The organism is Actinomadura luteofluorescens, from assembly GCF_013409365.1.
GTDB classification, from domain to species: domain Bacteria; phylum Actinomycetota; class Actinomycetes; order Streptosporangiales; family Streptosporangiaceae; genus Spirillospora; species Spirillospora luteofluorescens.
Window position 1 is genome coordinate 3,988,449 of the sequence record NZ_JACCBA010000001.1, and the last position, 25,029, is coordinate 4,013,477.

Annotated in this window: 24 protein-coding genes; 3 read left to right on the forward strand and 21 right to left on the reverse strand. The window is 71.7% G+C overall.

Annotated elements, in window-relative coordinates; genetic code table 11:
* Positions 1-82: 82 nt before the first annotated feature.
* The 18 genes from BJY14_RS18340 to sigJ form a co-directional block, all read right to left on the reverse strand.
* Positions 83-601, reverse strand: coding sequence for a hypothetical protein (locus BJY14_RS18340; RefSeq protein WP_179844738.1), 519 nt, complete (start codon positions 599-601; stop codon positions 83-85).
* Complete coding sequence (locus BJY14_RS18345) at positions 598-1,149, reverse strand: hypothetical protein (protein ID WP_218905482.1); 552 nt, start codon at positions 1,147-1,149, stop codon at positions 598-600. Before BJY14_RS18345 ends, BJY14_RS18340 begins: the two co-directional genes overlap by 4 nt.
* Positions 1,146-2,393, reverse strand: coding sequence for an MCE family protein (locus tag BJY14_RS18350; RefSeq protein WP_179844739.1), 1,248 nt, complete (start codon positions 2,391-2,393; stop codon positions 1,146-1,148). Before BJY14_RS18350 ends, BJY14_RS18345 begins: the two co-directional genes overlap by 4 nt.
* Positions 2,393-3,463, reverse strand: coding sequence for an MCE family protein (locus BJY14_RS18355; RefSeq protein ID WP_179844740.1), 1,071 nt, complete (start codon positions 3,461-3,463; stop codon positions 2,393-2,395). The genes BJY14_RS18350 and BJY14_RS18355 overlap by 1 nt, the downstream gene beginning before the upstream one ends.
* On the reverse strand, positions 3,460-4,440 hold the full coding sequence (locus BJY14_RS18360; protein ID WP_246395973.1) for an MCE family protein: 981 nt from the start codon (positions 4,438-4,440) through the stop codon (positions 3,460-3,462). The genes BJY14_RS18355 and BJY14_RS18360 overlap by 4 nt, the downstream gene beginning before the upstream one ends.
* Before the next feature lie 11 nt (positions 4,441-4,451).
* Complete coding sequence (locus BJY14_RS18365) at positions 4,452-5,570, reverse strand: MCE family protein (RefSeq protein WP_179844741.1); 1,119 nt, start codon at positions 5,568-5,570, stop codon at positions 4,452-4,454.
* Complete coding sequence (locus BJY14_RS18370) at positions 5,567-6,625, reverse strand: MCE family protein (protein WP_312879298.1); 1,059 nt, start codon at positions 6,623-6,625, stop codon at positions 5,567-5,569. Before BJY14_RS18370 ends, BJY14_RS18365 begins: the two co-directional genes overlap by 4 nt.
* A gap of 14 nt (positions 6,626-6,639) precedes the next feature.
* Entirely contained in the window at positions 6,640-7,896 is a 1,257-nt protein-coding gene (locus tag BJY14_RS18375; protein WP_179844742.1) for an MCE family protein, read from the reverse strand.
* Positions 7,893-8,735 (reverse strand): MlaE family ABC transporter permease, encoded by an 843-nt coding sequence (locus BJY14_RS18380; RefSeq protein ID WP_312879299.1) that lies wholly within the window; start codon positions 8,733-8,735, stop codon positions 7,893-7,895. The genes BJY14_RS18375 and BJY14_RS18380 overlap by 4 nt, the downstream gene beginning before the upstream one ends.
* A 2-nt stretch (positions 8,736-8,737) precedes the next feature.
* Positions 8,738-9,520, reverse strand: a complete 783-nt coding sequence (locus BJY14_RS18385) for an MlaE family ABC transporter permease (protein ID WP_179844743.1) — start codon at positions 9,518-9,520, stop codon at positions 8,738-8,740.
* A 22-nt stretch (positions 9,521-9,542) separates the two neighbouring features.
* Positions 9,543-10,061: a hypothetical protein gene (locus BJY14_RS18390; protein ID WP_179844744.1), complete on the reverse strand. Its 519-nt coding sequence runs from the start codon at positions 10,059-10,061 to the stop codon at positions 9,543-9,545.
* A gap of 50 nt (positions 10,062-10,111) precedes the next feature.
* Positions 10,112-11,335, reverse strand: a complete 1,224-nt coding sequence (locus tag BJY14_RS18395) for a lipase family protein (protein ID WP_179844745.1) — start codon at positions 11,333-11,335, stop codon at positions 10,112-10,114.
* 9 nt (positions 11,336-11,344) lie between these two features.
* Positions 11,345-12,502: a DUF6801 domain-containing protein gene (locus tag BJY14_RS18400; protein WP_179844746.1), complete on the reverse strand. Its 1,158-nt coding sequence runs from the start codon at positions 12,500-12,502 to the stop codon at positions 11,345-11,347.
* A 107-nt stretch (positions 12,503-12,609) separates the two neighbouring features.
* The gene (locus BJY14_RS18405) at positions 12,610-13,935 is read right to left on the reverse strand and encodes a DUF6801 domain-containing protein (RefSeq protein WP_179844747.1); all 1,326 of its coding nucleotides are present in this window, start codon (positions 13,933-13,935) and stop codon (positions 12,610-12,612) included.
* A gap of 255 nt (positions 13,936-14,190) precedes the next feature.
* On the reverse strand, positions 14,191-15,204 hold the full coding sequence (locus tag BJY14_RS18410) for a cupin-like domain-containing protein (protein ID WP_179844748.1): 1,014 nt from the start codon (positions 15,202-15,204) through the stop codon (positions 14,191-14,193).
* An 83-nt stretch (positions 15,205-15,287) separates the two neighbouring features.
* Positions 15,288-16,703 (reverse strand): DUF6801 domain-containing protein, encoded by a 1,416-nt coding sequence (locus BJY14_RS18415; RefSeq protein WP_179844749.1) that lies wholly within the window; start codon positions 16,701-16,703, stop codon positions 15,288-15,290.
* Between the two features lie 99 nt (positions 16,704-16,802).
* Positions 16,803-18,398 (reverse strand): dolichyl-phosphate-mannose--protein mannosyltransferase, encoded by a 1,596-nt coding sequence (locus tag BJY14_RS18420; RefSeq protein ID WP_179844750.1) that lies wholly within the window; start codon positions 18,396-18,398, stop codon positions 16,803-16,805.
* Between the two features lie 368 nt (positions 18,399-18,766).
* Positions 18,767-19,705 carry an RNA polymerase sigma factor SigJ gene (gene sigJ, locus BJY14_RS18425; RefSeq protein ID WP_179844751.1) on the reverse strand — a complete coding sequence of 313 codons (939 nt, stop codon included), beginning with the start codon at positions 19,703-19,705 and terminating at the stop codon, positions 18,767-18,769.
* Positions 19,706-19,862: 157 nt separating this feature from the next.
* On the opposite strand from sigJ, the gene BJY14_RS18430 reads away from it, so the two are divergent.
* Together BJY14_RS18430 and BJY14_RS18435 are read left to right on the forward strand one after the other, a co-directional pair.
* Entirely contained in the window at positions 19,863-20,492 is a 630-nt protein-coding gene (locus tag BJY14_RS18430) for an LUD domain-containing protein (RefSeq protein ID WP_179844752.1), read from the forward strand.
* A gap of 218 nt (positions 20,493-20,710) precedes the next feature.
* Positions 20,711-21,352 (forward strand): class I SAM-dependent methyltransferase, encoded by a 642-nt coding sequence (locus tag BJY14_RS18435; protein ID WP_179844753.1) that lies wholly within the window; start codon positions 20,711-20,713, stop codon positions 21,350-21,352.
* A 24-nt stretch (positions 21,353-21,376) separates the two neighbouring features.
* Here BJY14_RS18435 and BJY14_RS18440 read toward each other — a convergent pair whose 3' ends face one another.
* From BJY14_RS18440 to BJY14_RS18450, 3 genes are read right to left on the reverse strand one after another with little or no spacing between them, the layout of a single operon-like run.
* Positions 21,377-22,150 carry an ABC transporter permease gene (locus BJY14_RS18440; RefSeq protein WP_179844754.1) on the reverse strand — a complete coding sequence of 258 codons (774 nt, stop codon included), beginning with the start codon at positions 22,148-22,150 and terminating at the stop codon, positions 21,377-21,379.
* Positions 22,147-23,142, reverse strand: coding sequence for an efflux ABC transporter ATPase subunit, DrrA-related (locus tag BJY14_RS18445; protein ID WP_179844755.1), 996 nt, complete (start codon positions 23,140-23,142; stop codon positions 22,147-22,149). Before BJY14_RS18445 ends, BJY14_RS18440 begins: the two co-directional genes overlap by 4 nt.
* Positions 23,143-23,179: 37 nt before the next feature.
* A complete protein-coding gene (locus BJY14_RS18450) occupies positions 23,180-23,839 on the reverse strand; it encodes a DUF4097 family beta strand repeat-containing protein (RefSeq protein WP_179849474.1) in 660 nt (219 codons plus the stop codon).
* 265 nt (positions 23,840-24,104) lie between these two features.
* Here BJY14_RS18450 and BJY14_RS18455 point away from each other — a divergent pair, with 265 nt between their 5' ends.
* A complete protein-coding gene (locus tag BJY14_RS18455) occupies positions 24,105-24,845 on the forward strand; it encodes a GbsR/MarR family transcriptional regulator (RefSeq protein ID WP_179844756.1) in 741 nt (246 codons plus the stop codon).
* The last annotated feature ends 184 nt before the right edge of the window (positions 24,846-25,029 follow it).

A 25,029-nucleotide genomic window follows, 5' to 3' on the forward strand; every position in this document is an offset into this window, starting at 1 on the left:
CGCCGTCCGCTGCGGAGTGTCATCCGGTCTGAGCGGGGTCCGGGCTGAGCGTCGGGGTTTCTCGTCTGGCATGCGGGCCCTCTCAGACCGAGGTGAGAGCGGTGATCGTCCAGTGGCCGCGGGCGCGGTGCGCGGTCACCATGAGCTGCGCGGCGGCGGGCGTCCCGTCCGGTGCGCCCGCGCGGGTGGCGGTCTGGTCGAGGAAGACCAGGAGCCGGGCGGTGTCGCCGGTCAGCGAGACGACTCCGGCGCGCGCGACGCGGGTGGTCAGCGTGACGCGCTGCGCCGGAGCCTGCCGCCTGACCTGCACGAAGAGCCGCCGGTACTCGTCCAGCGCCCGGCCGGAGAGCTCCCGTCCCGCGGCCTGCTCGGCGGCGGCGACGTCGTCCGGCGCGTAGCTGAACACCCGCGCGAGAGCCGTCGACACGTCCCCGATCACCTCGGTGGTGGCGACGTCGTCCAGGACGGCGGTGTCGCGCGGGTTCTCCTCGCCGTCCAGGAGGTCGCGCGCCGGCCCGGCGGCGGGACGCAGGGCCAGCGCGAGCACGGCGAGGGCAAGCGCGACGGAGAACGGCCGGGTGAGCCGGCGCGGCCGCCTCATCGCGCACCGACCGGGATCGCGGTGAGCGATTCGAGCCTCCACCCGGACGGCGTGCGAACCGTCCCCGCCTCGAACCGCTTGCGCTGCAAGGTGGGCGCGCCGTCCCTCAAAGCCAGCTTCACCTGCACGGACGCGATGACCTTCGCCTTGCCCTCCCGGACGTCGAGCGACGTGACGGCGGCTCCGGTGACGGTCGCCGCGGCGGTGGTCCGCGACTGGCCGATCTTGGCGCGGTTCTGGGGCTCGTCCCGGGCGAGCTGGTCGTGCAGGGCGCCGGTGGAGGCGTCCCGCCAGGCGCGCAGCCCCGCGTCCACCCGTGCGGGATCCATCGAGTTGAGTGCGGCGATCTGCTCCCGCGCACTCCGCAGCACGACGTCCCGCGCGCGCTCGGGCCCGCTCCGCGCGTCCGGCCCACCGTGCCAGGCCGTCCAGCCCGACCAGGCAAGGGCCACGACGGCGGCCGCGACCGCCGTCCACCCGGCCACCCCCCACCCGGCGAGGAGTCCGCCCCGCCGCCTCCGGGCCTTCCGCCCGGTCATCGCGGTCATTCGCCTGCCGCCTCGACGCCGAGCAGGCCGCTCATGCCGGTGGGGCCGTCCGCGACACCGGGCAGTGCAAGCGCCCCCGGCAGGCCGGGGGATGCGGCGGAGAGCACCGAGCCGGCCCGCGCCGGAGCCGGGACCGGACGGCGCGGAGCGTTGCCCGCGCCGCGCACGTTGACGCCGCTGGACGGCGGCAGAGCGCAGCGGGCGGCGGTGTTGAGCGCGGGGGCGGGCGAGGTGTCGAGACCGTTGCGGTACTTCGTGCCGCCGTAGCCGCTCGTGCAGTCCGCCGGGTTGAAGAACGTCGTGACCATCCCGAAGTTGAGCCTCCCGCCCTGGGCGACCGACATGCCGGTGGAGACCGCCGCGGGCAGCTTCGCCAGGAGCTGCTCCAGGCCGTCCGCCCGGGGTTCCAGCAGTTCGGACGTGGTGAGCAGGTTCGCGACCAGGACGCTGAGGGACGGGTCGAGGTCGCGCACCAGCGTCCGGAACTCGCCCGCCGCGCCCGGCGCGGCCGACACCAGCTTCCGGAAGGCCGGGTCGGACTCGCGGAGCTGCTCGGCAAGGAGCCGCGCGTTGCGGCCGAACGCCTTCAACGACGCGGCCTCCTGGTCCTGGGTGCGCAGGACGGTCTCGCCGTCGCCGATGAGCGCGGTGGTGGGCCCGGCGTTCTCGTTCGCGGCGCGGGTCAGCGACCGCGTGCCGTCCAGGAGGGCCTGGAGGTTGGGGCCCTGCCCGGCGAACGCCTGGCCCAGCTCCCCGACGACCGTCCGCAGCGCGTCGGTGGGGACGGACGAGGCGAGCGCGTTCACGCTGGTGAGCAGGTCCGTCACCGGGGCCGGGACCGCCGTGGACGAGCGCGGGATCACCGAGCCGGCCGCCAGGTACGGGCCCGCGCTCGTCGCCGGGCGCAGGTCGATGTACTGCTCGCCGATCGCCGACCGGTTCGCGACGACGGCCCGCGTGCGCGCCGGCACCCGCGGCGCCGACTTCTTGATCTTCAGGTCGGCCAGCACGCCGTCGCCGGTCAGGCGCAGCGCGCCGACCCGTCCGACCGAGGTGCCCCGGTAGGTGACGTCGGCGTTCTCCGCGAGGCCGCCCGCCTCGGCGAGGTCGGCCCGCACGACGTAGTAGTCGCGGTAGCCGGCGTACCCGCCGAGATCGGCGTAGAAGAGGCCGACGTAGCCCATGGCGAGCAGGCCGGCGACGAGGAACACGAGGTTCTTGACCCTGGTGGCCGCGGTCAGCATCAGTCCCCCTGCGCGGGCTTGATCGGCGGGACGACCTGCGTCCCCGGCCGGGCGGTGACCTGGAGGTACACGTTCAGGTAGTCGCCCTTCACCGCGGGCAGGACGGCGTCGGTGAACGGATACGTCACCAGCACCTGCAGCGCGTCCGGCAGGTCGCGGCCGGCGTCGGAGAGCCTGCGCAGCGTCGGTTCGAGGGCGCGCAGGTCGGCGATCATGTCGTCCCTGCTCCGCCGGACGGTCGTGACCGCCGCCCGCGACAGCTCGTCCAGCGACCGCAGCATCCGGACGAGCGCCCCGCGCTGCTCGGCCAGCACCGCGAGGCCGGGTTCGATGTCGTCGAGGGCGACGCCGATCTGGTCCCCGCGGGCGCGCAGCGTGGCCGACAGCCGGTTCAGGCCGTCGAGGGCGTCAGTGATCCCCCGCCTGTTCGCGTCGAGGCCGCCGACGAGCTCGCGGGCCTGCTCCAGCAGCGACCGGACCTGCGGCTCGTTGCCGCCGAGCGCCCGGTTCAGCTCGACGTTGATCGTCCGGAGCTGCGCGATGCCGCCGCCGTTCAGCAGCATCGACAGCGCGCCGAAGACCTCCTCGACCTCGGGGTTCCGGTTCGTCCGGGACTCCGGGATCACCGCCCCGTCCGCCAGTGCGCCCTGCCCGGCGCCGGCCTCGGCACCGCCCGGCGGGCCGGCGCTGAGCTGCACGAACTTCTCCCCCAGCAGGCTCGACTGGCGCAGCTCGGCGTAGGCGTTCGCGGGGAGCCGGACATCGCCGTCGACCTTCATGGTGACCTCGGCCGTCCAGCCGTCCCGGGGCAGCGCGACCTTCACCACCCGCCCGACCGCGACGTCGTTGACCTTCACCGCCGACTGCGGGACGAGGTTCAGCACGTTCGCGAACCGCGCCCGCACCGTGTACGGGTGGTCGCCGAGGTCGGCGCCGCCGGGCAGCGGGAGGTCCGCCGCACCCGAGAACCCGCAGCCGCCGAGGCCCACGCAGGCGAGGGCCGCCCACACGGCGTGCCGGGTCAGGGCGTGCCGGGTCAGGGCGTGCCGGGTCAGGGCGTGCCGGATCATGGTGCCGCCTTCCGCGGCCCGGCCACCGGCAGCGGCGGGGCCAGCTCGCCGAGGTTCTGCCGCCCCATCAGCGACCGCGTCGCCGGGTCGTAGGCGTTCAGGATGTTCGTGGCGTTGAGCGGCTGGACGTCCAGGGCCTCCGCCAGCGACCGGCGCTGCTTCACCAGCAACTGCGTGATGCCGGCGAGCTTCCCGACGTTCCCGGCGATCTGCCGCCGGTTGTCGTGCACGAACGCCTTGACCCTGGCGAGCGCCTCCGCCAGCGCCCGCAGCGCGGCGTCCAGTTCCTGCCGGTCGTCGGCGAGGAAGCCGGAGACGTCGGCGAGCTGCCGTTCCGCTTCCCTGACCTGCCCGTCGTTCGTCTTCAGCGTCGTCGTGAACGTCTGGAGGCCGCGGATCGTGGCGAACAGGTCCTTCTGCGAGCCGGACAGCGTCTTGGCCGCCTGCGCCATCCGCTCCGTCGTCGTGCGGATGTCGCGCCCGTTGCCGCTCAGGTTCTCCGCGCCCGTTTCGAGGAGCCGCGACAGCGCGCCGTCCTTGTTCAGGCCCTTGGGCCCGAGGTCGGCGGCGAGCTTGCGGATGCTGTCGTAGACCTTGTCGAGCTCCATGGGCGTCGCGGTCCGCTCGGCCGGGATCACCGCCCCGGCCGTCATCTTCGGGCCGGCCGTGTAGGCGGGCGTGAGCTGGACGTACCGGTCGGCCACCAGGCTCGGCGCGACCGCCACGGCCTTCGCTCCGGCCGGGACGTCCACACCGCGGTCGACGGTCATCACCGTCCGGACCTGGGTCCCCTCCGCCCGGACGGACTCGACCGTGCCGACCTTCACGCCCAGGACCCGCACGTCCGAGCCCTTGTAGACGCCGACGGCGCTCTGGAAGTACACGGTGATCCGGGTCCCGCCCGGGTCGCGCAGGGCGACCAGGACACCGGCGGCGACCGCCAACGCGAGCCCGGCGGCGACCAGCGGGGTACTCAAGCGGCGCAGCATCACCCACCCACTCCTCTCATCTGGGGAGACGACCCCCCAGGCCCCCCGGAAGTCACCTGCTTTGGCGGCATGCACCCTTTGTCTGGTGCCTTGGCCCCGTACTCCTTCGGGACGAGCCCGCACAGGTAACCGTCCATCCAGCGCCCGTTGCCGAGCGTGTTGCCGAGCAGCCGCGTGTAGGGGCCGGCCGTCTTCAGCGCCCTGTCGAGGTCGTCCTGGTTCTTGCGCAGCAGGTCGGTGACGCGGCCGAGGGCGCGGAGCGTCGGGTCGAGCTGCCGCTGGTTGTCGTCCACGAGCCCTATGAGCTGCTCCGACAGCGCCTGCGTGCCGGTGAGCAGCGCGTGGATCGCCTCGCGGCGGCGCCGGATCTCGCCGAGCAGCAGGTTCCCGTCCCGCAGCAGCGCCTCGACGTTCGCGCTCTGGCCCGCCATCGTCCCGGTGACCTGCCGGGTGTTCGCGAGCAGCCGCGCCAGATCCGCGTCCCGCGACGAGATCGTCTTCGACAGGGCCGAGACGCCGTCCAGTGCCCGCCGGACGCTCGGCGCCGTCCCGGAGAACGTCGTGGAGATCGCGTCCAGGCTCGCGGCGAGCTCGGCCGAGTCGATCCGCCCGACCGTCCCCGCCAGGTCCTCGAACGCCTTCGTCACGTCGTAGGGGGAGGTCGTCCGGTCGAGCGGGATGCGGCGGCCGGGGTCCTGCGGGCGGGCGCCGAGCGGGTCGACGGCGAGGAACTTGTCGCCGAGCAGCGTCTTGATCGCGATGGCGGCGGTGCTGGCGTCCCCGATCCACGTGCGGCGCACCCGGAACCCGACGGCGACCTTCGCGCCGTCCAGCCGGACGCCCGTGACCTCGCCGACCTTCACCCCGGCGACCCGCACCTCGTTGCCGGGACGCAGCCCGGCGGCCTCGCCGAACTCGGCGGTGTAGCGGGTGCCGCCGCCGATCACCGGCAGGTCCCGGGCGTTGAACGCCAGCAGGCCCAGCGCCGTGATCAGTGCGAGCGACACGACCGCCACGGCGACCGGGTTCCGCTCCCGGACCGGTTTCAGCCGCAGGACGGGTTTCAGCCGCAGGACGGGTTTCGGCCGCTGCCGGCCCGCGGAGGAACGTCTCTTCATGCGCCGCACCTTTCGGCCGTGAGCGGGACACCGGTGGGCGGCGGATGCTCCTCGCCCGGGTACTGCCGGTAGGCGGCGCCGCTGAGGTCGGCCTCGCAGAGGTAGAGGTTCATCCACGACCCGTAGGAGGCGATGCGCCCGATCGCGGTCATCTTCACCGGCAGCAGCCGCAGGAACGACTCGACCTTCGGGGAGTCGTCCGCGAGGTTCTCCGACAGCCGCCCGAGCTGCGCGATGTCGCGTTTGAGTGGTTCGCGGCCGTCGCGCAGCAGGCCGGTGGTGGTGCTCGCGAGGTCGTCCAGCGCGCCGATCGCCTCGCCGATCGACGTGCGGTCGGCGGCCAGCCCGGACACGAGCCGCCGCAGCGTCCCGATCAGGTTCCCGAGGTCGTCGCCGCGCCCGTTGATCGTGTCGAGGACGGCGTTCAGGTTGTCGACGACCTGCCCGATGACCCGGTCCTTGTCGGCGATGCCGCGCGTCAGCGACCCGACCGTGGACAGCAGCCCCTCGACCGTCCCGCCCTCGCCCTGCAGCACCTGCACGATCGACCCGGCCAGCCGGTTCACGTCCTGCGGCGACAGGGCCTGGAACAGCGGCTGGAAACCGTTGAAGAGCTGCGTCAGGTTCAGCGCGGGCGCCGTCCGCTCGACGGGGATGGTGGCGCCGGGCCTGAGCGTCCCGCCGGTCCCGGCGCCGCGCCCCAGCTCGACGTACCGCTGCCCGATCAGGTTCAGGTACTTGATCGTCGCGGTGGACGAGGCGGGCAGCCGCCGCCCCCGCTCGACGGAGAACGAGACGAGCGCGACGCGGCGGTCCACGACCTCGATGCCGCCGACCCGGCCGACCTCGACGCCCGCGATCCGGACGCCGTCGCCCTCGCGCAGCCCGGACGCGTCGGTGAACCGCGCCCGGTAGGAGACGGTGTCGCCGCCGCCCGTCCGGGTGATGCTGAGCGCGAGCATCGTGGTCGCGACCACGGTCACCGTGACGAACGCCAGCGACTTGATCAGCGGCTTCGCCAAACCGCCCCGGTTCACGCGAGCCGTCCGGTTCACGCGAGCCCTCCGGTTCACTTGATCCTCACCTCCGCGCCCCGGTAGACGGGCCCGACGAGGACGCTGCTCCAGTCCGGCAACGCCTCCGGGACGTCCTGGAGCCCGGGTGCGAGCAGCTCGTTGACGAGGCGGTTCTCCTCGGGCGAGTTCGGCAGGCCGAGCGCGCCCGGCGCCACCGCGACGGGGGTGGCCGCGCCCGGAGGCGCCGACCTCGGAACGGCGGTTCCGCCCACGGGGTAGCAGTGCGGGCCGCTCCGGTCGGTGTAGCGCGGGCGGTCCTTGCCCGGGACGTACCGCCCCTTGGACGGCAGCGTCGTGACGTTCACGTGCAGGCCGGGCCGGCCGGTGCCCTTGCCGAGCACCTTGTCCATCACCGGGACGAAATCGCTCAGCATCCGCAGCGTGCACGGGTACTCGGGCGAGTACCTGCTCAGCAGTTCGAGCGTCGGGCGGCTCGCCGCCGACAGCCGGATGACGTTGCCGGAGTTCTCGTGCAGGAAGTCGCCCAGGTCCTGGGACGCGTCCGTCACCGACGCGTACAGCCGGGCGAGGTCGTTGCGCTGCTCGACCAGCGACCGGCTCGTGTACGCGAAGTCGTGGAGCGCCTGGAGGATGTCGGGCGCGGCCTCGGTGTAGCCGCGGCTCACCTCGACGAGCAGCCTGATGTCGCGGTTGAGGGCGGGCACGCTCGGGTTGATCTTCTTGAGGTAGGCGTCCAGTTCGGCCATCGTCCGGCCGAGGTCGGCGCCGCGGCCGTCCAGCGCCTGGGAGACGGCGGTGAGCGTCGCCGCCAGCTCCGCCGGCCGGACCGCCGTGAGCAGCGGATACAGGTCGTCCATCACCTGCTGGAGCTCGATCGCGTTCGCCGACCGGTCCTGGCTGATGACGCTCCCGGCGGTGAGCCGCTCGGGGGACGGCCGCGCGGGCGGGACGAGCGCGACGAACCGCGCCCCGAACAGCGTCGTCGGCAGGAGCTGCGCCGACACGTTGCGCGGCAGCAGCCGCACCTTGTCCGGCTGGATCGCGAGCCTCAGCGTGGCGGCACCGCCGTCCGAGGAGATCTCGCGGACCTCGCCGACGACCACGCCGCGCAGCTTCACGTCCGCGTGCGGGCGCATCTCGCTGCCCGCGCTCGCCGTCCGCAGCGTCACCCAGGCGACGCCGGTGAACCTCTTGCCGTAGACGGCGATCGACAGCCAGACCAGCAGCACCGGAACCAGCAGGAACGCCACCCCCGCCAGCCGCCTGCCCACGGCCCCGCGGGCGTTCACCCGGCCACCTTCACCGTCGTGCTGGTGCCCCAGAGCGCGAGGCTGAGGAAGAAGTCGCTCACGCTGATCAGGACGATGGACGTGCGGACCGCGCGGCCGACGGCGCGCCCCACCCCGGCCGGTCCCCCGGCCGCGCGGTAGCCGTGGTAGCAGTGCGACAGGATCACCAGGACGCTGAACACCAGCACCTTGAGGAACGACAGGACGACGTCCACCGGCGACAGGAACAGCCCGAAGTAGTGGTCGTAGGTGCCCGCCGACTGCCCGTTGAACAAGACCGTGACCTCCCGGGACGCCAGGTAGGCGCACAGCAGCCCGATCGCGTACAGCGGGAGGATCGCGACGGCGCCAGCGACGATCCGGGTCGTCACCAGGTACGGCAGCGACGGGATGCCCATGACCTCCAGGGCGTCCACCTCGTCGCTGATGCGCATGGCGCCGAGCTGCGCGGTGAACCCCGCGCCGACCGTCGCCGACAGCGCCAGGCCCGACACCACGGGGGCGATCTCGCGGGTGTTGATGTAGGCGGACGCGAACCCGGTGAACGCCGAGGTCCCGATCTGCTGGAGGGCCGAGTAGCCCTGCATGCCGACGACGACGCCGGTCGCGAGGGTCATCGCGACCATCACGCCGATCGTCCCGCCGACCACGCCGAGGCCGCCGCTGCCGAACGCGACCTCGGAGAGCAGCCGCTGCACCTCCCGGCGGTAGCGGTGGACGGCGCGCGGCGTCCACAGCAGCGCCCGGACGTAGAAGACGCCCTGGTCGCCGGGCCGGTCCAGCCACGCGAACCAGCCGGCGGGGCCGGAGGCCCGCCCCCTCAGCGAGACGAGGCTCACGCTCACCCTCCCTTCGGCGGGACGACCTGGAGGTAGATCCCGGTGATCACGAGGTTGAGCAGGAACAAGAGGAGGAACGTGATGACGACCGACTGGTTCACCACGTCGCCGACGCCCTTCGGGCCGCCCCTCGGGTTCAGGCCCCGGTAGGCGGCGACGATGCCGGCGACGAACCCGAACAGCAGCGCCTTCGCCTCGCCGACGTAGAGGTCGGGGAGCTGGGCGAGGGCGGAGAAGCTCGCCACGTACGCGCCGGGCGTCCCGCCCTGCATCATGACGTTGAAGTAGTAGCCGCCCGCGACGCCGACGACCGAGACGAGGCCGTTCAGCAGGAACGCCACGGCGACGCACGCGAGGACGCGCGGGACGACGAGCCGCTGCACGGGCGAGACGCCGAGCACCTCCATCGCGTCCAGTTCCTCGCGGATCGTCCGGGCGCCGATGTCCGCGCAGATCGTCGAGCCCGCCACCCCCGACACCAGCAGCGCCACGATCATCGGGCTGGCCTGCTGGATCACCACCAGGACGCTGGCGGCGCCGGTGAACGACTGCGCGCCGAACTGCTGCGTGAGGGAGCCGACCTGCAGCGACGTCACCGCGCCGAACGGGATCGACACGAGCGCCGTCGGCAGGATCGTCACGCTGGCGATGAACCAGAACTGCTCGACGAACTCGCGGACCTGGAACGGCCGCCGGAACGCCATGCCGAACACGGTGGCGCCGAGCGCGAACATGCGGCCCGCCTCGCGCAGCGCGCTCAGCGGATACGCGGCCAGGGAAGGCATGCCCGCACCTCCTGACGGGGGCTCATCTCTTGCACGCCGGTGCCTTGGCGAAGGCCGCGGCCAGCTTCGGGTTCTTCCGGAGGTCCTGTTCGGGCCCCTGGTAGCCGCTGTACTGCCCGAACGCCCTGCCCATCTGGTCGACGGCCCGTTGCAGCGACCGCTTGTCGGTCACCTTCGCGCGCTTGAGGTTCTTGGACGCGGTGGTGACGGTCGAGTGCGTGCGGGTGAGGTTGTTCATGGTGGTGGAGAACAGCGCGTCGCCGTTGTCGACGGGTGGCGCGCCGAGCCCGGACAGGCTCGTCTCCAGCGCCCGCATCCGATCGGAGATGCCGTCGAGGAGCTGGACGAGCGACGCCTTGGACTTCAGCACGCTCGCGCCGTCCAGCTTCGGCACCCGCATCGGGGCGCTCTTCGTGAGGACTCCGCAGGCCCTGCCCGCCCAGGCGACCTCGGGGCCGTCCTTCTTCTCCGAGCCGCATCCGGCCACGGACAAGGCGGCCGCCGAGGCCAGCGCCACAAGGGCGACGGATCGCCGAACCATGGTTGTCTCCTTCTCGGGGGGTGGGTGACCGTGCCGTCAGCGGTCGGGGTTCAGCAGTTGGAGGTGGCGGGCTTCCCCGCGAAGCGGTCCGCGAGGAACGCCGACGCGTCCTCATTTCCGCGGTAGACGAGGGTGATGTGGCCGACGCCGTCCCACGTCTTCCAGGTGACGGGGACGCCGAGCCTGCAGTAGTCGTCCCGGAGCTGCTTGGCCTGCCCGTACGCGACGATCTCGTCCGAGACCGAGTGGTACTGGAAGACGGGGACCTTCACGGGTTCCGCGCCGAGCTGGTTCTCCGCCACCCGGTCCAGCCACGCCTCGGTCGCGAACGGGCTGGTGGTGAAGTAGTCGGGGATCGTCTTGCCCTTGTAGTCGAGCAGCAGCTCCAGCGTGCAGGCGCCGCCCTCCAGGCCGTCCACCATGGCGCGGCCGGCGTCGTTGAGGTAGGACGCGAGGTCCAGCTCGGGGTAGGCGTGGTCCATGCCGACCATCGAGTAGAGGAGGAAGCCGAACGGGTCCTGCCCCTCCAGCGGCAGGCCCACGGCGGCCAGGTCGGACGGCACGCCGCCGCCGATGACGCCCGCGAGCTTCAACTCCGGCGCGTACTCCGGCTGCTTCTGCCCCGCCCACATCGCGGCCGCGCCGCCCTGCGAGTAGCCGCGGAACGCGACCTGCGCGTCCTTCGACAGGCCCGTCTCGGTGAGCCGCTGCGCCGCGCGGACCGCGTCGATGACGGAGTAGCCCATGGAGTCGACCACGTAGGTCGTCGCCGGGCTCTCGTGGTAGCCCTCGTAGTCGGTGACGGCGACCGCGTAGCCCTTCCCGAGCATCTCGTTCAGCGCGGCCTGCTCGTAGAAGGCGCCCTGGTCGATGAACCTGGACGGCGCGCACCGGAACGCCGGGCCGCTGGTCCCCGGGCCGAACCCGACGATCGGAGCCTTCGCCGCGTCCGCCTTCTTCGGCACGAGGACGATCCCCGTGACGGCGGTCGGCTTGCCGAGCGCATTGGTCGACAGGTACATGACCTGCCAGGCGTCGGCGAGCGACCGCGCCGCCGGCGGCCCCGCCTTCGCCGGACGCGCCCGGATGACGTCACCCGGGGACCCGGACGGCAGCGGCGAAGGCGGCGTGTAGAAGGCGTCCCCGGCGGGCCCCGGATCGGTCACCGGCGCCGCCGAAGCGGGCGTGGTCGAGCCGGGGACGGCGCAGAGCGCGGCCAGCAGCACGAGCGCGAAGGCGAGGAGCGCCGTGCGCCGGTAGTTGTGTTTCGGCATCGCCTGCTCCTAGCTCGTCTTCTTCGGGCTGCTCGGCGTCTGGGCGCTGGGCTTCGGGGTGAGCGTCATGGTGATCGCGTTGCCAGGCCCGGCGAGGGAGGAGCCGAGCACGCCGGTCAGGGCGCCGCAGCCGTCGATCGGCGCCAGCTCGTAGACGCCGGTGAGGGCGCCGCCCGCCTTCGGGTCGAACCCGGCGGCGGAGGTCAGCGTGATGCCGGACGGCTTGGACGTCCGGCACGCGTCGCCGCCACCGACCGGCAGGAAGCCGAACACCGTGAACGTGGGGAAGCGCGCGGACATCTTTGAGGTGGTGGTGAGGACGCCGTCCTTGTACGTCCCGGTCGTCCCGCCTTCGGCGGCGAACGTGACGTCGGCCGTCACGGGCAGGAAGCCGAGCATCTGGAACCGGGCCTTGGACGGGTCGAGCGTGAGGCCGCCGGTCACCGCGCCGCCGTCGACCTTCGCGTCCAGGGCGCCCGTCAGCGGGAACGTCCCGCCGGACGCCTTGATCGTGGAGGACCCCTTGAGCGTGTAGGAGTACGGCGCCGCCCCCGGCCCGCCGTCCTTGTCCACGATCTCGAAGGAGGCGAGGACGTTGGCCTGCCCCGGGTCCTGCGTGCACTCGGACTCGAACGTGCCGAGCCCGGAGGCGCCGCCGTCGTCCGTCCGCGGGGTCAGGGTCAGGACGAGGTTCCCGACGGTGACCTTGCCGGGCCCGGCCTGCGTGAACGTCAGGTCGGGCGCCGTCCCGCGCCCCTTCACGGTGAAGCCGCCGGACGCCGGGATGGGCGTCCCGTCCAGCGCGGAGTCGACCTCGACGGGCAGGCCGTCCGGCATCTCGGGGACGGTCAGCGTCGCGTCGGCCAGCGCGTGACCCTCCAGCGTCGTCGCGTACAGCGCCCGCAGGCCCCGCGCGGACTCCGCGCCCACCGCCGACACCGAGTCGACGACGATCCCCGGCATGACCTCGCCGACCGTGACCCGGTCAGGGACGTCCGCGCTGAGCTCCACGTGCACCGGCTGAGGCCCGAGGAGCGGGAACGTGCAGTGGTAGTCCAGCCCGAGGGTGGCCGGCCCCGCCGCGGCGGGGCCCGCGCCGGCGAGGCTCGACGCCAGCAGGGCGGCGGCCAGGGCCAGGGCGGCGCCCGTTCTCTTCTTCTTCGTCACCTGTCGACCTCGCCTCGTGGGGGACGGGCCCCGCCGCACCCGCGGCGGTCCGCGTTTCGCGGCGCGGCGGGGGCCCGCCCTGGTTGACCGTCAGCTCACCGCCGCCGTCACGCCTTGGGCGTGAGGGTCAGGTCGATGGTGTTGCCGTCACCGGCGGTGAAGAGGTTGAGGATGCCGGTCAGCGGCCCGCACTGGTCGATCGACGACAGCGAGTACCGCCCGCTGATCTTGCCGCCGACGCCCGGGTCGAAGAACTCGCCCGCGGGCGACTGGAGCTGGACGTCGGACGGCTCGGTCGTCTGGCAGTTCTCACCGCCGCCGATCGGGATGGCGCCGAACACGTTGAACGACGTCAGCTTGGTGATGACCTTGCTGTTGGTCGTGAGCTGGCCGTCCTTGTAGAGGCCGGTGGTCGGGCCCTGCGTGACGAGGCCGATGTCGGCGGTCACCGGCAGGAAGCCGAGGATCTGGAAGTTGCCCTTGGTCGGGGCGAGCTTCAGGTCCGCGGAGACGGCGCCCGTGTCCAGGTTCAGGTCCGCCCCGACGGAACCGGTCAGGGGCGCCTTGCCGTTCGGCGCCTTCACGAACGTCTCACCGGACAGGGTGAAGTCGTAGTGCTCACCACCGGTGGGGGTCGGAGTCGGGGTGGGCGTGGGGGTGGGCGTCGGCGTTGGGGTGGGCGTCGGCGTGGGAGTGGGGGTCGGAGTCGGGGTAGGCGTGGGCGTCGGGGTCGGCGTGGGAGTGGGAGTCGGCGTGGGAGTGGGAGTCGGCGTGGGCGTCGGCGTCGGGGTGGGAGTGCCGCCGTCGGTGATGGTGAAGTGGGCGAACGGCTCGTCCTGCCCCGGGTCCTTGGTGCAGGTCACGTCCTTGCCGCCGGCCCACACCTCGGTGCCGTCGGCCTTCTTCGGGTTGATGTGCTGCGTCAGCCCGACGATGGTGATCTTGCCTTCGCCGGTCTGGCTGAACACCAGCTGCGGCGCGTCGCCCTCGGCGACCAGGTCCCAGGTCGCCCCGGCCTGCTGCGGGATGTCGACCTTGTTGATGACGACGTCCGTCGCGACCGGCAGGTTCGGGTCCTCGGGCACCGACACGACCGAGTCGGCGGAGGCCGTGCCCTCCAGCGTGACGGCCTTCACCGCGCGCAGGCCGTTGGTGATGGTGCCGGTGATGTGCGCCGTCGACTTGATGTGGAACGGCGGCGACAGCTCCCCGACCTTGATGCTGGACGGGAAGTCGCTGTCGATGTCGACCGTGAGCGGCTGGTTGCCGATCAGCGGGAAGACGCAGTGGAAGTTCAGCGTCTGGTGGATCGGGTCCGCCAGGGCGGGGCCGGCGCCGACGACGCCGAGCAGGGAGAGGCCGAGGCCCCCGATGGCCGCGGTCGCGAGGCCCTTGGCCGTGCGCCGCTTGCGCGAACCGAGCTTGTCGTCCAACTTTCTGCCTTTCGTCCGGAACCAGATTTCCCGTACGTTTCGAGGCGGTAAATTACCGGCCGCCCTCGGGCGAGTCTCCACGGTCGACTGACAAAAAGGACGACCTTCACGCTCACCGTCCAACGGCTTTTGAAAAGTGTCGTCGAGTGCGCACATTCCAACACTTCTCCGCCCTTTGCCGGGCAGCATTCGATCGCCGGACGACAACATTTCCGAGCTTTGTCATCCGGCGCTCGAATCACGGGCGCGAAAAGATCAGAGGTGTTGGTAGGTGGTGTAGTCCGAGGCGAAGTCGTTGTACTTCAGGAAGTTGGTGAAGCTCATCGTGATCGTGGCGTCGAGGCCCTCGACGTAGTGCCACCACCCGATCGGGATGAACAGCAGCTCCCCTGGAGCGAGCGTGCACTCCAGCACCTGTGCCTTGCGCATGGCGGGGAACCTGTCGTAGTCGACGTCGCTTCCGTCGACCTCCGAGTAGCAGTGCAGCGTGTTGTAGACGTGGGCGGTGTCGTGCATCGGCACCATCCTGACCTTCTTGCGGCCCATCACCTGCGCCATGAAGTTGTTGGTCAGGTCATGGTGGTAGGGCGTCTTCGTGCCGGGCGGACCGAGCCAGAAGAAACTGCGCCCCCTGACGTCGTCGCCATCGAGGTATTCGGAGATCGGGTCGATGTCGTCCCACAGGACGTCCAGCGCCTGCTGGTTTCGGGACGCGTTGTTGGCCGTCATGTAGAAGTCGTTGGTCGTCCCGGCCGCCTCGACCATGTCGACGTACTCGCGGAACGGCATGAGCCTCTTGTGCTTCGGCCCGTTGATCTCGTAGTTCTCGTCGGACTCGCGCCCGAACTGCACCTCGACCTCGTTGCCTCCGCACGTCTCGCGCAGATAGTCGAAGTCCCACTTCGTGAGCGCGGGCCACGACTTGAGCATTCCGGTGATGATGACGGGACGGTTCTGGAAGTAGTACTCCTCGAAGAACTCGTCCCGGGAGAGCCGCTCCCGCCGGACGATCTCACCACCGTCCGCGCGCATCCGGGCGAGCCGCCCGTAGACGGTCAGCGTCCACTCGCGCTTGCGAAGCCGGTTGGCCACGCGGGTCGCACCCAGCACGTAGGGGCTCGCCAGCGCACCGGCCACCTCGCGAGCGGCCTCTTCCTCGGTGAACCCGTTACTGCCCAGCGCCGCGCGAATCACCTCCGGCGGATTGCCGAGCAACAGGTTCTCGGCAATCCAGCGACGCCACTGGTCCTTCGGTCGCGAATCGGTCACAACGTTCCCTCCGTGTCATCCAACAGGCAGTCGCGCAGCAGCCAGTCGCGCAACGGCCGCTCGTCCAACCGATGTGGTTGTCATCAGTGGGTAGGGGGTGGGGTGGTGCGTGCGGGGGTGGGGACGGCTGGTGGGCAGCTGATGTCGGCGTCCGGGATGCAGGTGGCGCCCAGGCTGACGCGCAGCAGGTTCCCGGGGCCGGAGACGGTGCCGTTGAACAGCGGGCCGAGGTCCTCGCCGGCGCCGCATCCGGTGAAGCGCGGGATGCGGAACGAGCCGTCGAGCGTCCCGCCTTCCAGCACGCTGGTCATCTGGCCTTTGAGGACGATGTCGGCGTCCGTCGCGGTGCGGCAGTTCTCGCCGACGTCCAGCGGCGTCCCGTTGACGGAGACGTCCGAGATGCGGATCGACATCCGCATGTGGGCGTTGACGGACTGGATGCCCGTCTGCATGTCGCTGACGGCCTCGAACGTCCCGTAGTCCTCGCCGGGTTTCAGGGGACGCTGCGTCATCTCCATCGTCGCGGTCGTCGGCATGAAACCGAAGGTCAGGAACGTCGACCGCGACCGAAGCGGTGAGACGAACCGCTGCCGGACGGAGGCGCCGGTGTCGGTGAGCGAGTAGACGAGGTTGGTGAGGGCGGGGCGGCCGAACTCCGGGTCGTTGAGGATCGCGGCGCCCTTGAGCTTGGTGACATTGGAGAACCCGGACAGGTAGACGCAGCCGGAGTACCAGTCGTCGTTGGGCCCGGTGAACTTCCCGCACTCGGCCGGGGTCCCGCCGGGCGCCTCGGCGGCGGTCCGGTTCCCTGTCTTCGGCGGCGCGGCGTTCGGCGGTGCGGTCTTCGGCGGTGCGGTCTTCGGCGGTGCGGGCGTCGCCGGAGCCGTCCCGGCGGGCACGGGCACCGTGGCGAGGACGTGCTCCCCGGAAGGCTCGCACCCGAAGGTGATCGGCGCTTTCGCGTCCTTGGGGACCCCGCCGTGGACGTCGCGCGGGCTCAACTCCAACGCCAGTTTCCCTGCGGTGAACGTGAGGTCTCCGGTCCCGGCGGGCGTGACCGGCGGGACGTCCCCGGACGCGGCCAGCACCAGGTCGGCGCCGTCCGCGATCGGGGTGGCGGGCGTCGTGAGCCCCGGCCAAGCCGCGGCGGCGGCCATCCCGTTCTGCCGCACGGAAACGCCGAGCTCCGCGGCGCCGACGACGGCGGCACCACCGAGCGCGCCCACCTCGGGCACCGCGGCCTTCGGGATCGTCATGGTCGCCGTGACGCGCCCCGGCCGCACCGGGCGCCCGGCCGTCCCCGTCGCGGGGAACGTCCCCCGGACTCGGACGCCGACCTCCTGCGACGTCCCGGATGGCAGGCGGCACGCGTAGGTCAGGACGGCGTCGGCCTCCTGCGCCCGTGCCTGCGCCGCGCCGCCCGGCAGCGACCCGGTCACAAGCGCGCCCAGCCCGGCGGCCGTCACGGCGCCGAGCCTCCAACGGGCCGGGGTCCTCATCGTCGATCACCTCTCTGAACTGCTGCGCAACCTGAGTCGCTGCGGAACCTGAGTCGCTGCGGGCCCTGGGCTGCTGCGGATGTGCGGGCCGGCGAGAGGTCACGTCCAACCGGGGAGCCACAGGCGCGCCTGCCAGCCGGCCTCCGGGACGGGCTGACCCGTGAGGATCGGCAGGAGGTAGGCCAGGTTCACCGCGACGAGCGCGAGGTAGGCGGCGCCGGTGGCGCCGAGCAGCAGGCGCGGCACCGGCCGGTCCCGGTAGGGGGCGGAGACGCCGTCGAAGAGCAGGACGATCGCGAGGATCGCGAAGGGCAGCATCGGCAGCGCGTAGGTGGAGTACATCGTCCGGCCGGCGAGCGCGGCGGGGAACCAGGGCAGCCAACTCGCGAGGTAGCCGCCCACGACCGCCGCGGCCCTCCAGTCGCGCGCCGCGAACGCGCAGACCACCATGCCGAGCAGCGCGACGACGGAGAACCACCAGATGGCGGGCGTCCCCAGGTGGGAGATCTCGCTGACGCACTTCGCGGCGCCGCAGCCGTCCCGTCCCTGCGGCACGGAGGTGCGCCACATGACGGCCGGATGCCCGAGGACGGGCCACTGCCAGGGCCACGACTGGGCAGGGTTCGCCTGCGTCACGCCGCTGTGGAAGTCCAGAGTCATCGCGTGGTAGTGCCACAGCGACCGGAGCGGATCCAGGAACGACGGCCACAGGCCGCTCGGATGCGCCTCGGCCCACCGCCGCTGAAACCCCGGGACGTTCTGCCCGAAGAGTGCCTTCTGCAGGGGCGTCCCAGAGGCGAACCAGCCCCACCAACTGGCCAGATAGACGACCCCGGCGACGACCCACACCTGAATCACCGACGGCAGGAGGTCGAGCTTGAACACGCCCCGCCACGGCCGGACGGCCCCGGCGTCCTTGCGCGCGTTCCCGTCCCAGATCAGCGCCAGCACCCAGAAGAACACGAGCACGTAGACGCCGGACCATTTCGTGGCGCAGGCAAGGCCGAAGCAGACCCCAGCGGCAAGACGCCACCCATGCCAGACGAACGGCCCGCCAAGCCGCCCGGAATCAGGACGCGCGGAGAGGGCGTCCCGCGTCCTGTCCCGGTCGGCGACGAGGCAGCCGAACCCGGCCAGCACCCACACGAGCAGGAAGATGTCGAGCATGGACGCGCGGCTGGACACCAGCCACGAGCCGTCCAGCGCGAGCAGCAGCCCGGCCGCGCACCCGAGGACGGTCGAACCGGTCAGCCGCCGGGCGATGCGGGCCAGCAGCAGGACCGCCAGCACCCCCGCCGCACCAGCCGCGCACCGGAATCCGAACGGGCCGGAGCCGAAGACCGCCATTCCGGCGGCGATGAGCCACTTCCCGAGCGGCGGATGCGCGGCCCATTCGCCACCGCCCGCGAGCCCCGCCACCGGGTGTCCGGCGATGAAATACAAGTTGGCGGGCTCGCCGTTCGTTCCGACGCGCCAGTTGTGCTCGACCCCGTAGTGCAGGAACGCCCAGGCGTCCTTGGCGTAGTACGTCTCGTCCCAGACGAGCGCGTGCGGGGTGCCGAGCCGATGGAAGACCAGGAACCCGGCGAACGCCGCGACGAGCACCGGCCCGCCCCGGCCCCACAGGGACGCGCGCCGACCGGCCGGCGCGTCGATCGCGGACGCCGGTTCTTCCACCGCTGCGGAGGCGGTCACCATACTCCCCCTTCGCTACGGCGTGGACGGGGAGAAGAACCGTAATGAGCGACGAACCGCCGGATGAACCAAGTCCGCGACGAAGAAAGGGGCCCGATTACTCAACCCTGTGAGTTTTCTTACGCCCTTCCCCGGGAACCCGAATGCCGTTATAGAACCAAACGATAAAGTTCCCGAACACCCCTGTCCCGCAACGCGCGTTTTCCGCACCACGAAAACAAGCGAACCCCCAAAGCCCAGAAGCAGCACCAGCAGACACCCTGCCGCCCAGCAGCAGCCCCAAGCGAACGTCCCGCAGCCCGGCGGCAGCCATGCGGGCGTCCGCAGTCAAGCAGCAGGCAGCAGCGGGCTCGGCGGCATGGGGCCTCTCAGTCCGCCGTCCAGGGGCGGAGTTTGTCGGGGTTGCGCACTACCCAGATGCGTTGGATCCGGTCGCCCTCGATCTGGAAGGCGAAGACCGTCACGATGGCGCCGTTCTGCTGGGCGACGAGTCCGGGCTGGCCGTTGACCGTCCGCTCGTGGAACGTCATGTCGTCGGGCCTGTGCCGGGCGAGTTCGATCCAGGCGCGCGCGATCTGCTCGCCGCCCTCGATGGGCTCAAGGAAGGTGATGGCGAGGCCGCCGCCGTCAGCGGTCGCCTTGGCGTCGGGGTCGAGCAGGCGGACGAGGGCATCGATGTCCTTCGCCTCCCACGCCTGCATGAACGCCCTGACGACGCCGGCGCGCTGGGCGGTCGGTGTCGCGGAAGGCCGCGCGACGCGGATGCGGCGGCGGGCCGAGGAGGCCAGTTGCCGGCACGCCGCCGGGCTGCGGCCGACGATCTCGGCCACTTCGGCGAAGGGGTGGCGGAAGACGTCGTGCAGGATGAAGGCGACGCGCTCGGCGGGGGTCATCGATTCGAGCACGACCAGGAAGGCCAGGCTGAGCGACTCGTCCAGGGTGACCCGGTCGGCGGGGTCGGCGGGCGCACCGTCCGGCCGCCCGCTGATCCATCCCGTGCGTTCGGGCAGCGGCTCGGGGATCCAGTCGCCGACGTAGGTCTCTCGCCGGGCCCGTGCCGAGCCGAGCAGGTTGAGGCAGATGCGGCTGGCGACCGTCGTCAGCCAGGCGCCGGGGGACTCGATGGCGTCCTGCTGCTGCCGGGACATGGCGTACCAGCGGGTATAGGTCTCCTGCACGGCGTCCTCGGCCTCGGCCAGCGAGCCCAGGAGCCGGTAGGCGAGGCCGATCAGACGCCGCCGCTCGCTCATGATCGCGTCCAGGCCCGGGTCGGTCCGGCCGCGTCCCTGCCCGGATCGGGTGGTCATGGTGCCGACAACTCCCCCTTGGTCGCTTCCGCCCTCACCAGGTCGACAAGGCAGCACCCCGGAATGTCAGGCCGGCCGGCGCCTCACATTCTGGTCGCCCGTGTTGTCGACCCCTGCGACGGACCCACCCTCCAGCGAACAGGAGCCCAGCGACATCATGACCACCTCTGTGCCGTCGACACCCTTCACCGAACCGGCGTCCGCGCAGCGCCTTGAGCGGGCGGCCGCCGCGCTGGCCGCGCACGGTTTCACCGTCGAGATCCTCGATGACGCCGCCGCCGCGCGCACCCGTGTCAGGGAGCTGATCCCCGAGGGCGCCAGCGTGTTCACCGGGGCCAGCGAGACGCTCCGCCTGTCCGGTCTCGACGAGGACATCAACGACAGCGGACGGTACGCGGCCGTCAAGCCGCGCGTCCTGACCATGGACCGCGCCACCCGGTCGGACGAGATCCGGCGGCTGTGCGCCAGCCCCGATGTCGTCGTGGGCAGCGTCCACGCGGTCACCGAGACCGGTTCCCTCGTGATCGCCTCGGGCAGCGGAAGCCAGTTGCCCGGCTACTCCGGCGGCGCCGCCCGCGCGATCTGGATCGCCGGGGCGCAGAAGGTGGTCCCCGACCTGACCGCCGCCCTGCGCCGCGTCGAAGACCACTGCCTGCCGCTGGAGAACGCCCGCGCCCTGAAGGCCTATGGGACGCCCAGCGCCGTCAACCGCCTTCTCATCCTCAACGCGGAATTCCAGCCTGGACGCGGCACCGTCCTCCTCCTCCGCGAAACCATCGGATTCTGAACCCGGGTCGTCCAGCGCGAACAGTGCCTCGGGCCGCGCACCGGCGCCGAACCAGCCGAAGCCGAAGTCCTCCACCCGGGCGGCGATCAGCCACTCCCCGGGCACCGAGTGCGCGGCCCCACATCCACCACTCGCGCGTGCTCTTCCTCGTCGACGCTCAGGCCACCTCGCTGCCGTCCGCCGTCTCGTTTGCGCGTGCGCCCCTTAGCCTGCCTGTCATGGGCATCGACCCCACCGAAGTGGTGCGTTCCGGCTACAACGCTTTGTCCCGCCTCTACAGAGGGGACGACGACACGAGCGGCCAGTACGACGGCTGGCTGGACGACCTGCTGGCGTGTCTGCCCGAACGCGGGCAGGTCCTGGACGTCGGATGCGGTTGCGGTGTCCCGGTCGCGCGGCGCCTGAGCGACGCCGGGCACCAGGTGACCGGCGTGGACGTCAGCGACGTCCAGATAGAGCGCGCCAGAGCGCTGGTCCCCGGTGCCGACTTCATCCGGGCTGACGCCACGGCGCTGGACCTTCCGGACACGTCCTTTGACGCCGTCGTCTGCCTCTACGCGCTGATCCACATGCCGCTCGACCGGCAGCCGCGCCTCCTGGAGAACATCGCCCGCTGGCTCCGTCCCGGCGGTCGGCTCCTGGCGACCACCGGCCAGGACGCCTGGACCGGCAGCTCCGACGACTGGCTAGGCGGCACCGCCACGATGTGGTGGAGCCAGACCGACGCCGCCACCTACCGGGCCTGGCTCCAGCGGAACGGCCTGGAGGTTACCGAACAGCAATTCGTCCCGGACGGCGGCAGTGGCCACGCGCTGTTCTGGGCGCGAAAGCGTTCAGGGCCGCCAGACCTTTCGGTCTGACGGCCCTGGTCGGCCGGTTCACGGTCACGCCTTGTTGTAGGTGCGCTTGGCCCAGAGGTAGGAGAGGACGGCGAGGCCGGCGCACCAGGCGGTGGCGATGGCGCCGCTGTTGCCGATCGGCGTGCCGAGCATGAGGCCGCGGACGGTCTCCATGATCGGGGTGAAGGGCTGGTACTCGGCGAACCAGCGCAGGACGGCGGGCATGGAGTCGGTGGGGACGAAGCCGCTGCCGAGGAAGGGCAGCAGGATCAGGGGCATCGGGGCGTTGCTGGCGGCCTCGGGGGTCTGGGCCTTGAGGCCGAGGGCGACCGACAGCCAGGTGATGGCCACCGCGAACAGGGTCAGCATCCCGGCGACCGCCAGCCATTCGACGGCGGAGGCGTTCGGGCGGAAGCCGATCGCCAGCGCGATCCCGACGAGGACCGCCATGCCGAAGAGCTGCTGGACGACGCTGGCGACGACATGGCCGGTGAGGACCGAGGCCCGGGAGATCCGCATGGTGCGGAAGCGGGCGACGATGCCCTCGGTCATGTCGGTGGCGACCATGACGGCGGTCCCGGTCGCGGCGGTCGCGGCCGTCATGAGCAGGATGCCGGGGACGACGTAGTTGACGTAGGCGTCGCGGCCGCCGCCGAGCCCCTCCCCGAGCGTGCCGCCGAGGACGTAGACGAACAGCAGCAGGATGATGACGGGCGTGATGATCAGCTGCACGGTCATCGACGGGTAGCGGACGATGCGCTTGAGCTGGCGCCGGACCATGGTGGAGGAGTCGCGCGCGGCGAGGGCGAGGGTGCTCATCGGAGGGCCTCCTGGGAGTCGGTGCTGCCGTCGGTGCTGCTGTCGGTGCTGCTGTCGGCCTGGCGGCCGGTGAGGGTGAGGAAGACGTCGTCGAGGTCGGGCGTGTGCACCGACATCTCGTCGATCTCGATCGAGTGGTCGTCCAGGACGGCGAGCACGTCGCGGATCATCCGGACGCTGCCGTCGCTCGGCACCTGGAGGGCGAACGCCTCGGGGTCGGGGGTGCCGGCGCCGAGGGCGAGCGCGGCGGCGTCGAGACGGCCCGGGTCGCCGAACTTCAGCAGGATGTGGCCGCCGGGGATGCGCCGCTTCAGCTCCTCGGAGGTGCCCTCGGCGATCAGCCGCCCGTTGTCGAGGAGGGCGATGCGGTCGGCGAGCTCGTCGGCCTCCTCCAGGTACTGCGTGGTGAGGAAGATCGTGACGCCGCTGCGGACGAGGTCGCGGACGATGCCCCACATGGCGCGGCGGCTGCGCGGGTCGAGGCCGGTGGTGGGCTCGTCCAGGAAGATCAGGCGCGGGTCGCCGACCAGGGTCATCGCCAGGTCCAGCCGGCGCTGCATCCCGCCGGAGTAGGTGGAGGCCGGCTTGCCCGCCGCGTCCACCAGGTCGAACTTCTCCAGCAGTTCCTTGGCCTTGCGCCTGCCCTCGCTCTTCGGCAGGTGCCGCAGGTCGGCCATGAGGAGGAGGTTCTCCTCGCCGGTCAGCAGCTTGTCGACGGCCGAGTACTGCCCGGTCACCCCGATCGCGCCGCGCACGTCGTCGGCCTGGCGGCCGAGGTCGAACCCCGCGACCCGGACCTCGCCCGCGTCGGCCCGGATCAGCGTGGACAGGATCTGGACGGTGGTGGTCTTGCCCGCGCCGTTCGGGCCGAGCAGGGAGAAGATCGTTCCTTCGGGGACGGACAGGTCGATGCCGTCCAGGACGACCTTCTCGCCCTTCTTGTCGCGGTAGGACTTGCGCAGTCCGGTCGCCGCGATGGCCAGGTCGGTCATGGTGCTGCTCCTTGGGGGGTTTCGGTAAGGCCGCAGGTCAGAGGCTGCGGGCGGCGATGTCGCCGTGGGAGGTGGTGGCGTGGATGTCGAGTCCGGCGGTGCCGTCGTTCTTGAGGGAGTTGGTGACGCGGCCGTGGCTCGTGCCGGCGTCCAGCGAGGCCGAGACGCCGGGGGCGGCGCCCACCGAGATGTCGCCGGACTGGGTGCTCAGGACGACCTTGCCGCCCGCGGCCTCGGCGATCCGGATGTCGCCCCGCTGGGTGCTGATCTCGGCGGGGCCGCCCAGCCGGCCGACCTCCACGTCCCCGTCGGTGGCGGTGAGGCGGACGCTCGCGGCCTCGTCCAGCTTGATCGACCGGTAGGCGCCCTCGAAGGCGACGTCGCCGAGCCGTCCGACGGTGCGGAACTCGGCGGCGGCCGCCTTGCCCTCGACCCGCGAACCGGTGGGCAGCTGGACCGTCACCTCGACGGATCCGGAACCGCGGTACTGGTTCGTCACCGGGACCGCGATCCGCAGGACGCCGTCGGCGAACTCGACCGTGGTCTGCTCCGCGGCCTTCACGTCGCGCCCCTTGGAGGCGTCGGCGGGCAGGACCTCGACCGCGGCGTCCGCCCGGTCGGCGGCGATGAGTTGGACCCGCCCGGCGGGGACGTCCAGGACGGCGGCGATCGGGGCGGGGGTGTCGAACTTCTGCATCGTGCTCTCCTTGCGCTCGGCCTTGCGGCTGGTCGTTTCGAACAATGGAAAAGCTACGTTGCTTTCCAGAAGTAGGCAACAACAACTTTGCATTGGAGCAGCATCTTTGCAGGTCAGAGTCACATAATCATTGCAACGAGTCTTGATCTAACGCAACGACCGGACCCTTGTTCGTTGCAATGTACGAGGGGTGAACGCTATGCTTGCGGCGTCAGGGAACACTCGGCAACGCCATCGCCCCGCGCGGGCATCGAAGGGGGTCGTGATGCCCGGAGGCAGGCTCACGCAGCAGGAGCGCCAGCAGATCGCGGCAGGGCTGTCCGACGGCCTCGCCTACGCCGAGATCGCCCGGCGCCTCGACCGTCCGACCTCCACGATCACACGCGAGGTGATGCGCAACGGCGGCCCCGCCGGCTACCGCGCCGAGCTGGCCCACCACGCCACCCAGCGCCGCACCCGGCGGCGCACCCAGGCCGCCCCCCGGGGCGCGCAGGCGGCGCCGCAGCCCTACGGACGCGACGCCGAGGCCGTGCAGGAGTTCCAGGAGACCATCGCCACCATCGTCATGGCGTCGGGCCTGCCCAAGATGGCGTCCCGGGTGCTGGGCTGCCTCTACACCGCCGACACCAGCCTCACCGCCTCCGAACTCGCCGAGCGCCTCCAGGTCAGCGCGGCGTCCGTCTCCAAGGCGGTCACGCTCCTCACGGGCCTGGAACTCATCCGCCGCGAGAGCGACGGCCGCCGCGAGCGCTACGTCGTCGACAACGACCTCTGGTACCAGTCGATGATCCGCAGCATCCGGGACAACGACCGCTTCAGCGAGGCCGCGCGGCAGGGCGTCGCCGTCCTCGGCCGCGGCACCCCGGCCGGCACCCGCCTGGAGAACGCCGCCCGCTTCCTCGACTTCGTCAGCGAAAGCCTGACCCGCGCCGTGGAGCAGGCCCGCGACGTCCTCTACACCAAGCCCGAAACACCCCCGGAGACCACCGCCCCCGACCGCGGCTAGGCTGTGTTCCAAAGTCCCGGCCCACTTCGCTCGCCTGGCGGCTCGCTACGTGACCGGTCCCGGGCGAACGCGGCATCGCTTCGCGATCCGCCCGGCTCCGCTCGCCTCCGGCTTCGCTCCACCGGCCAGGTCACGCGTTCGCGCGTGCGGCTGAGCCACTTCGAGACAGGCCCTAGCCTCACCG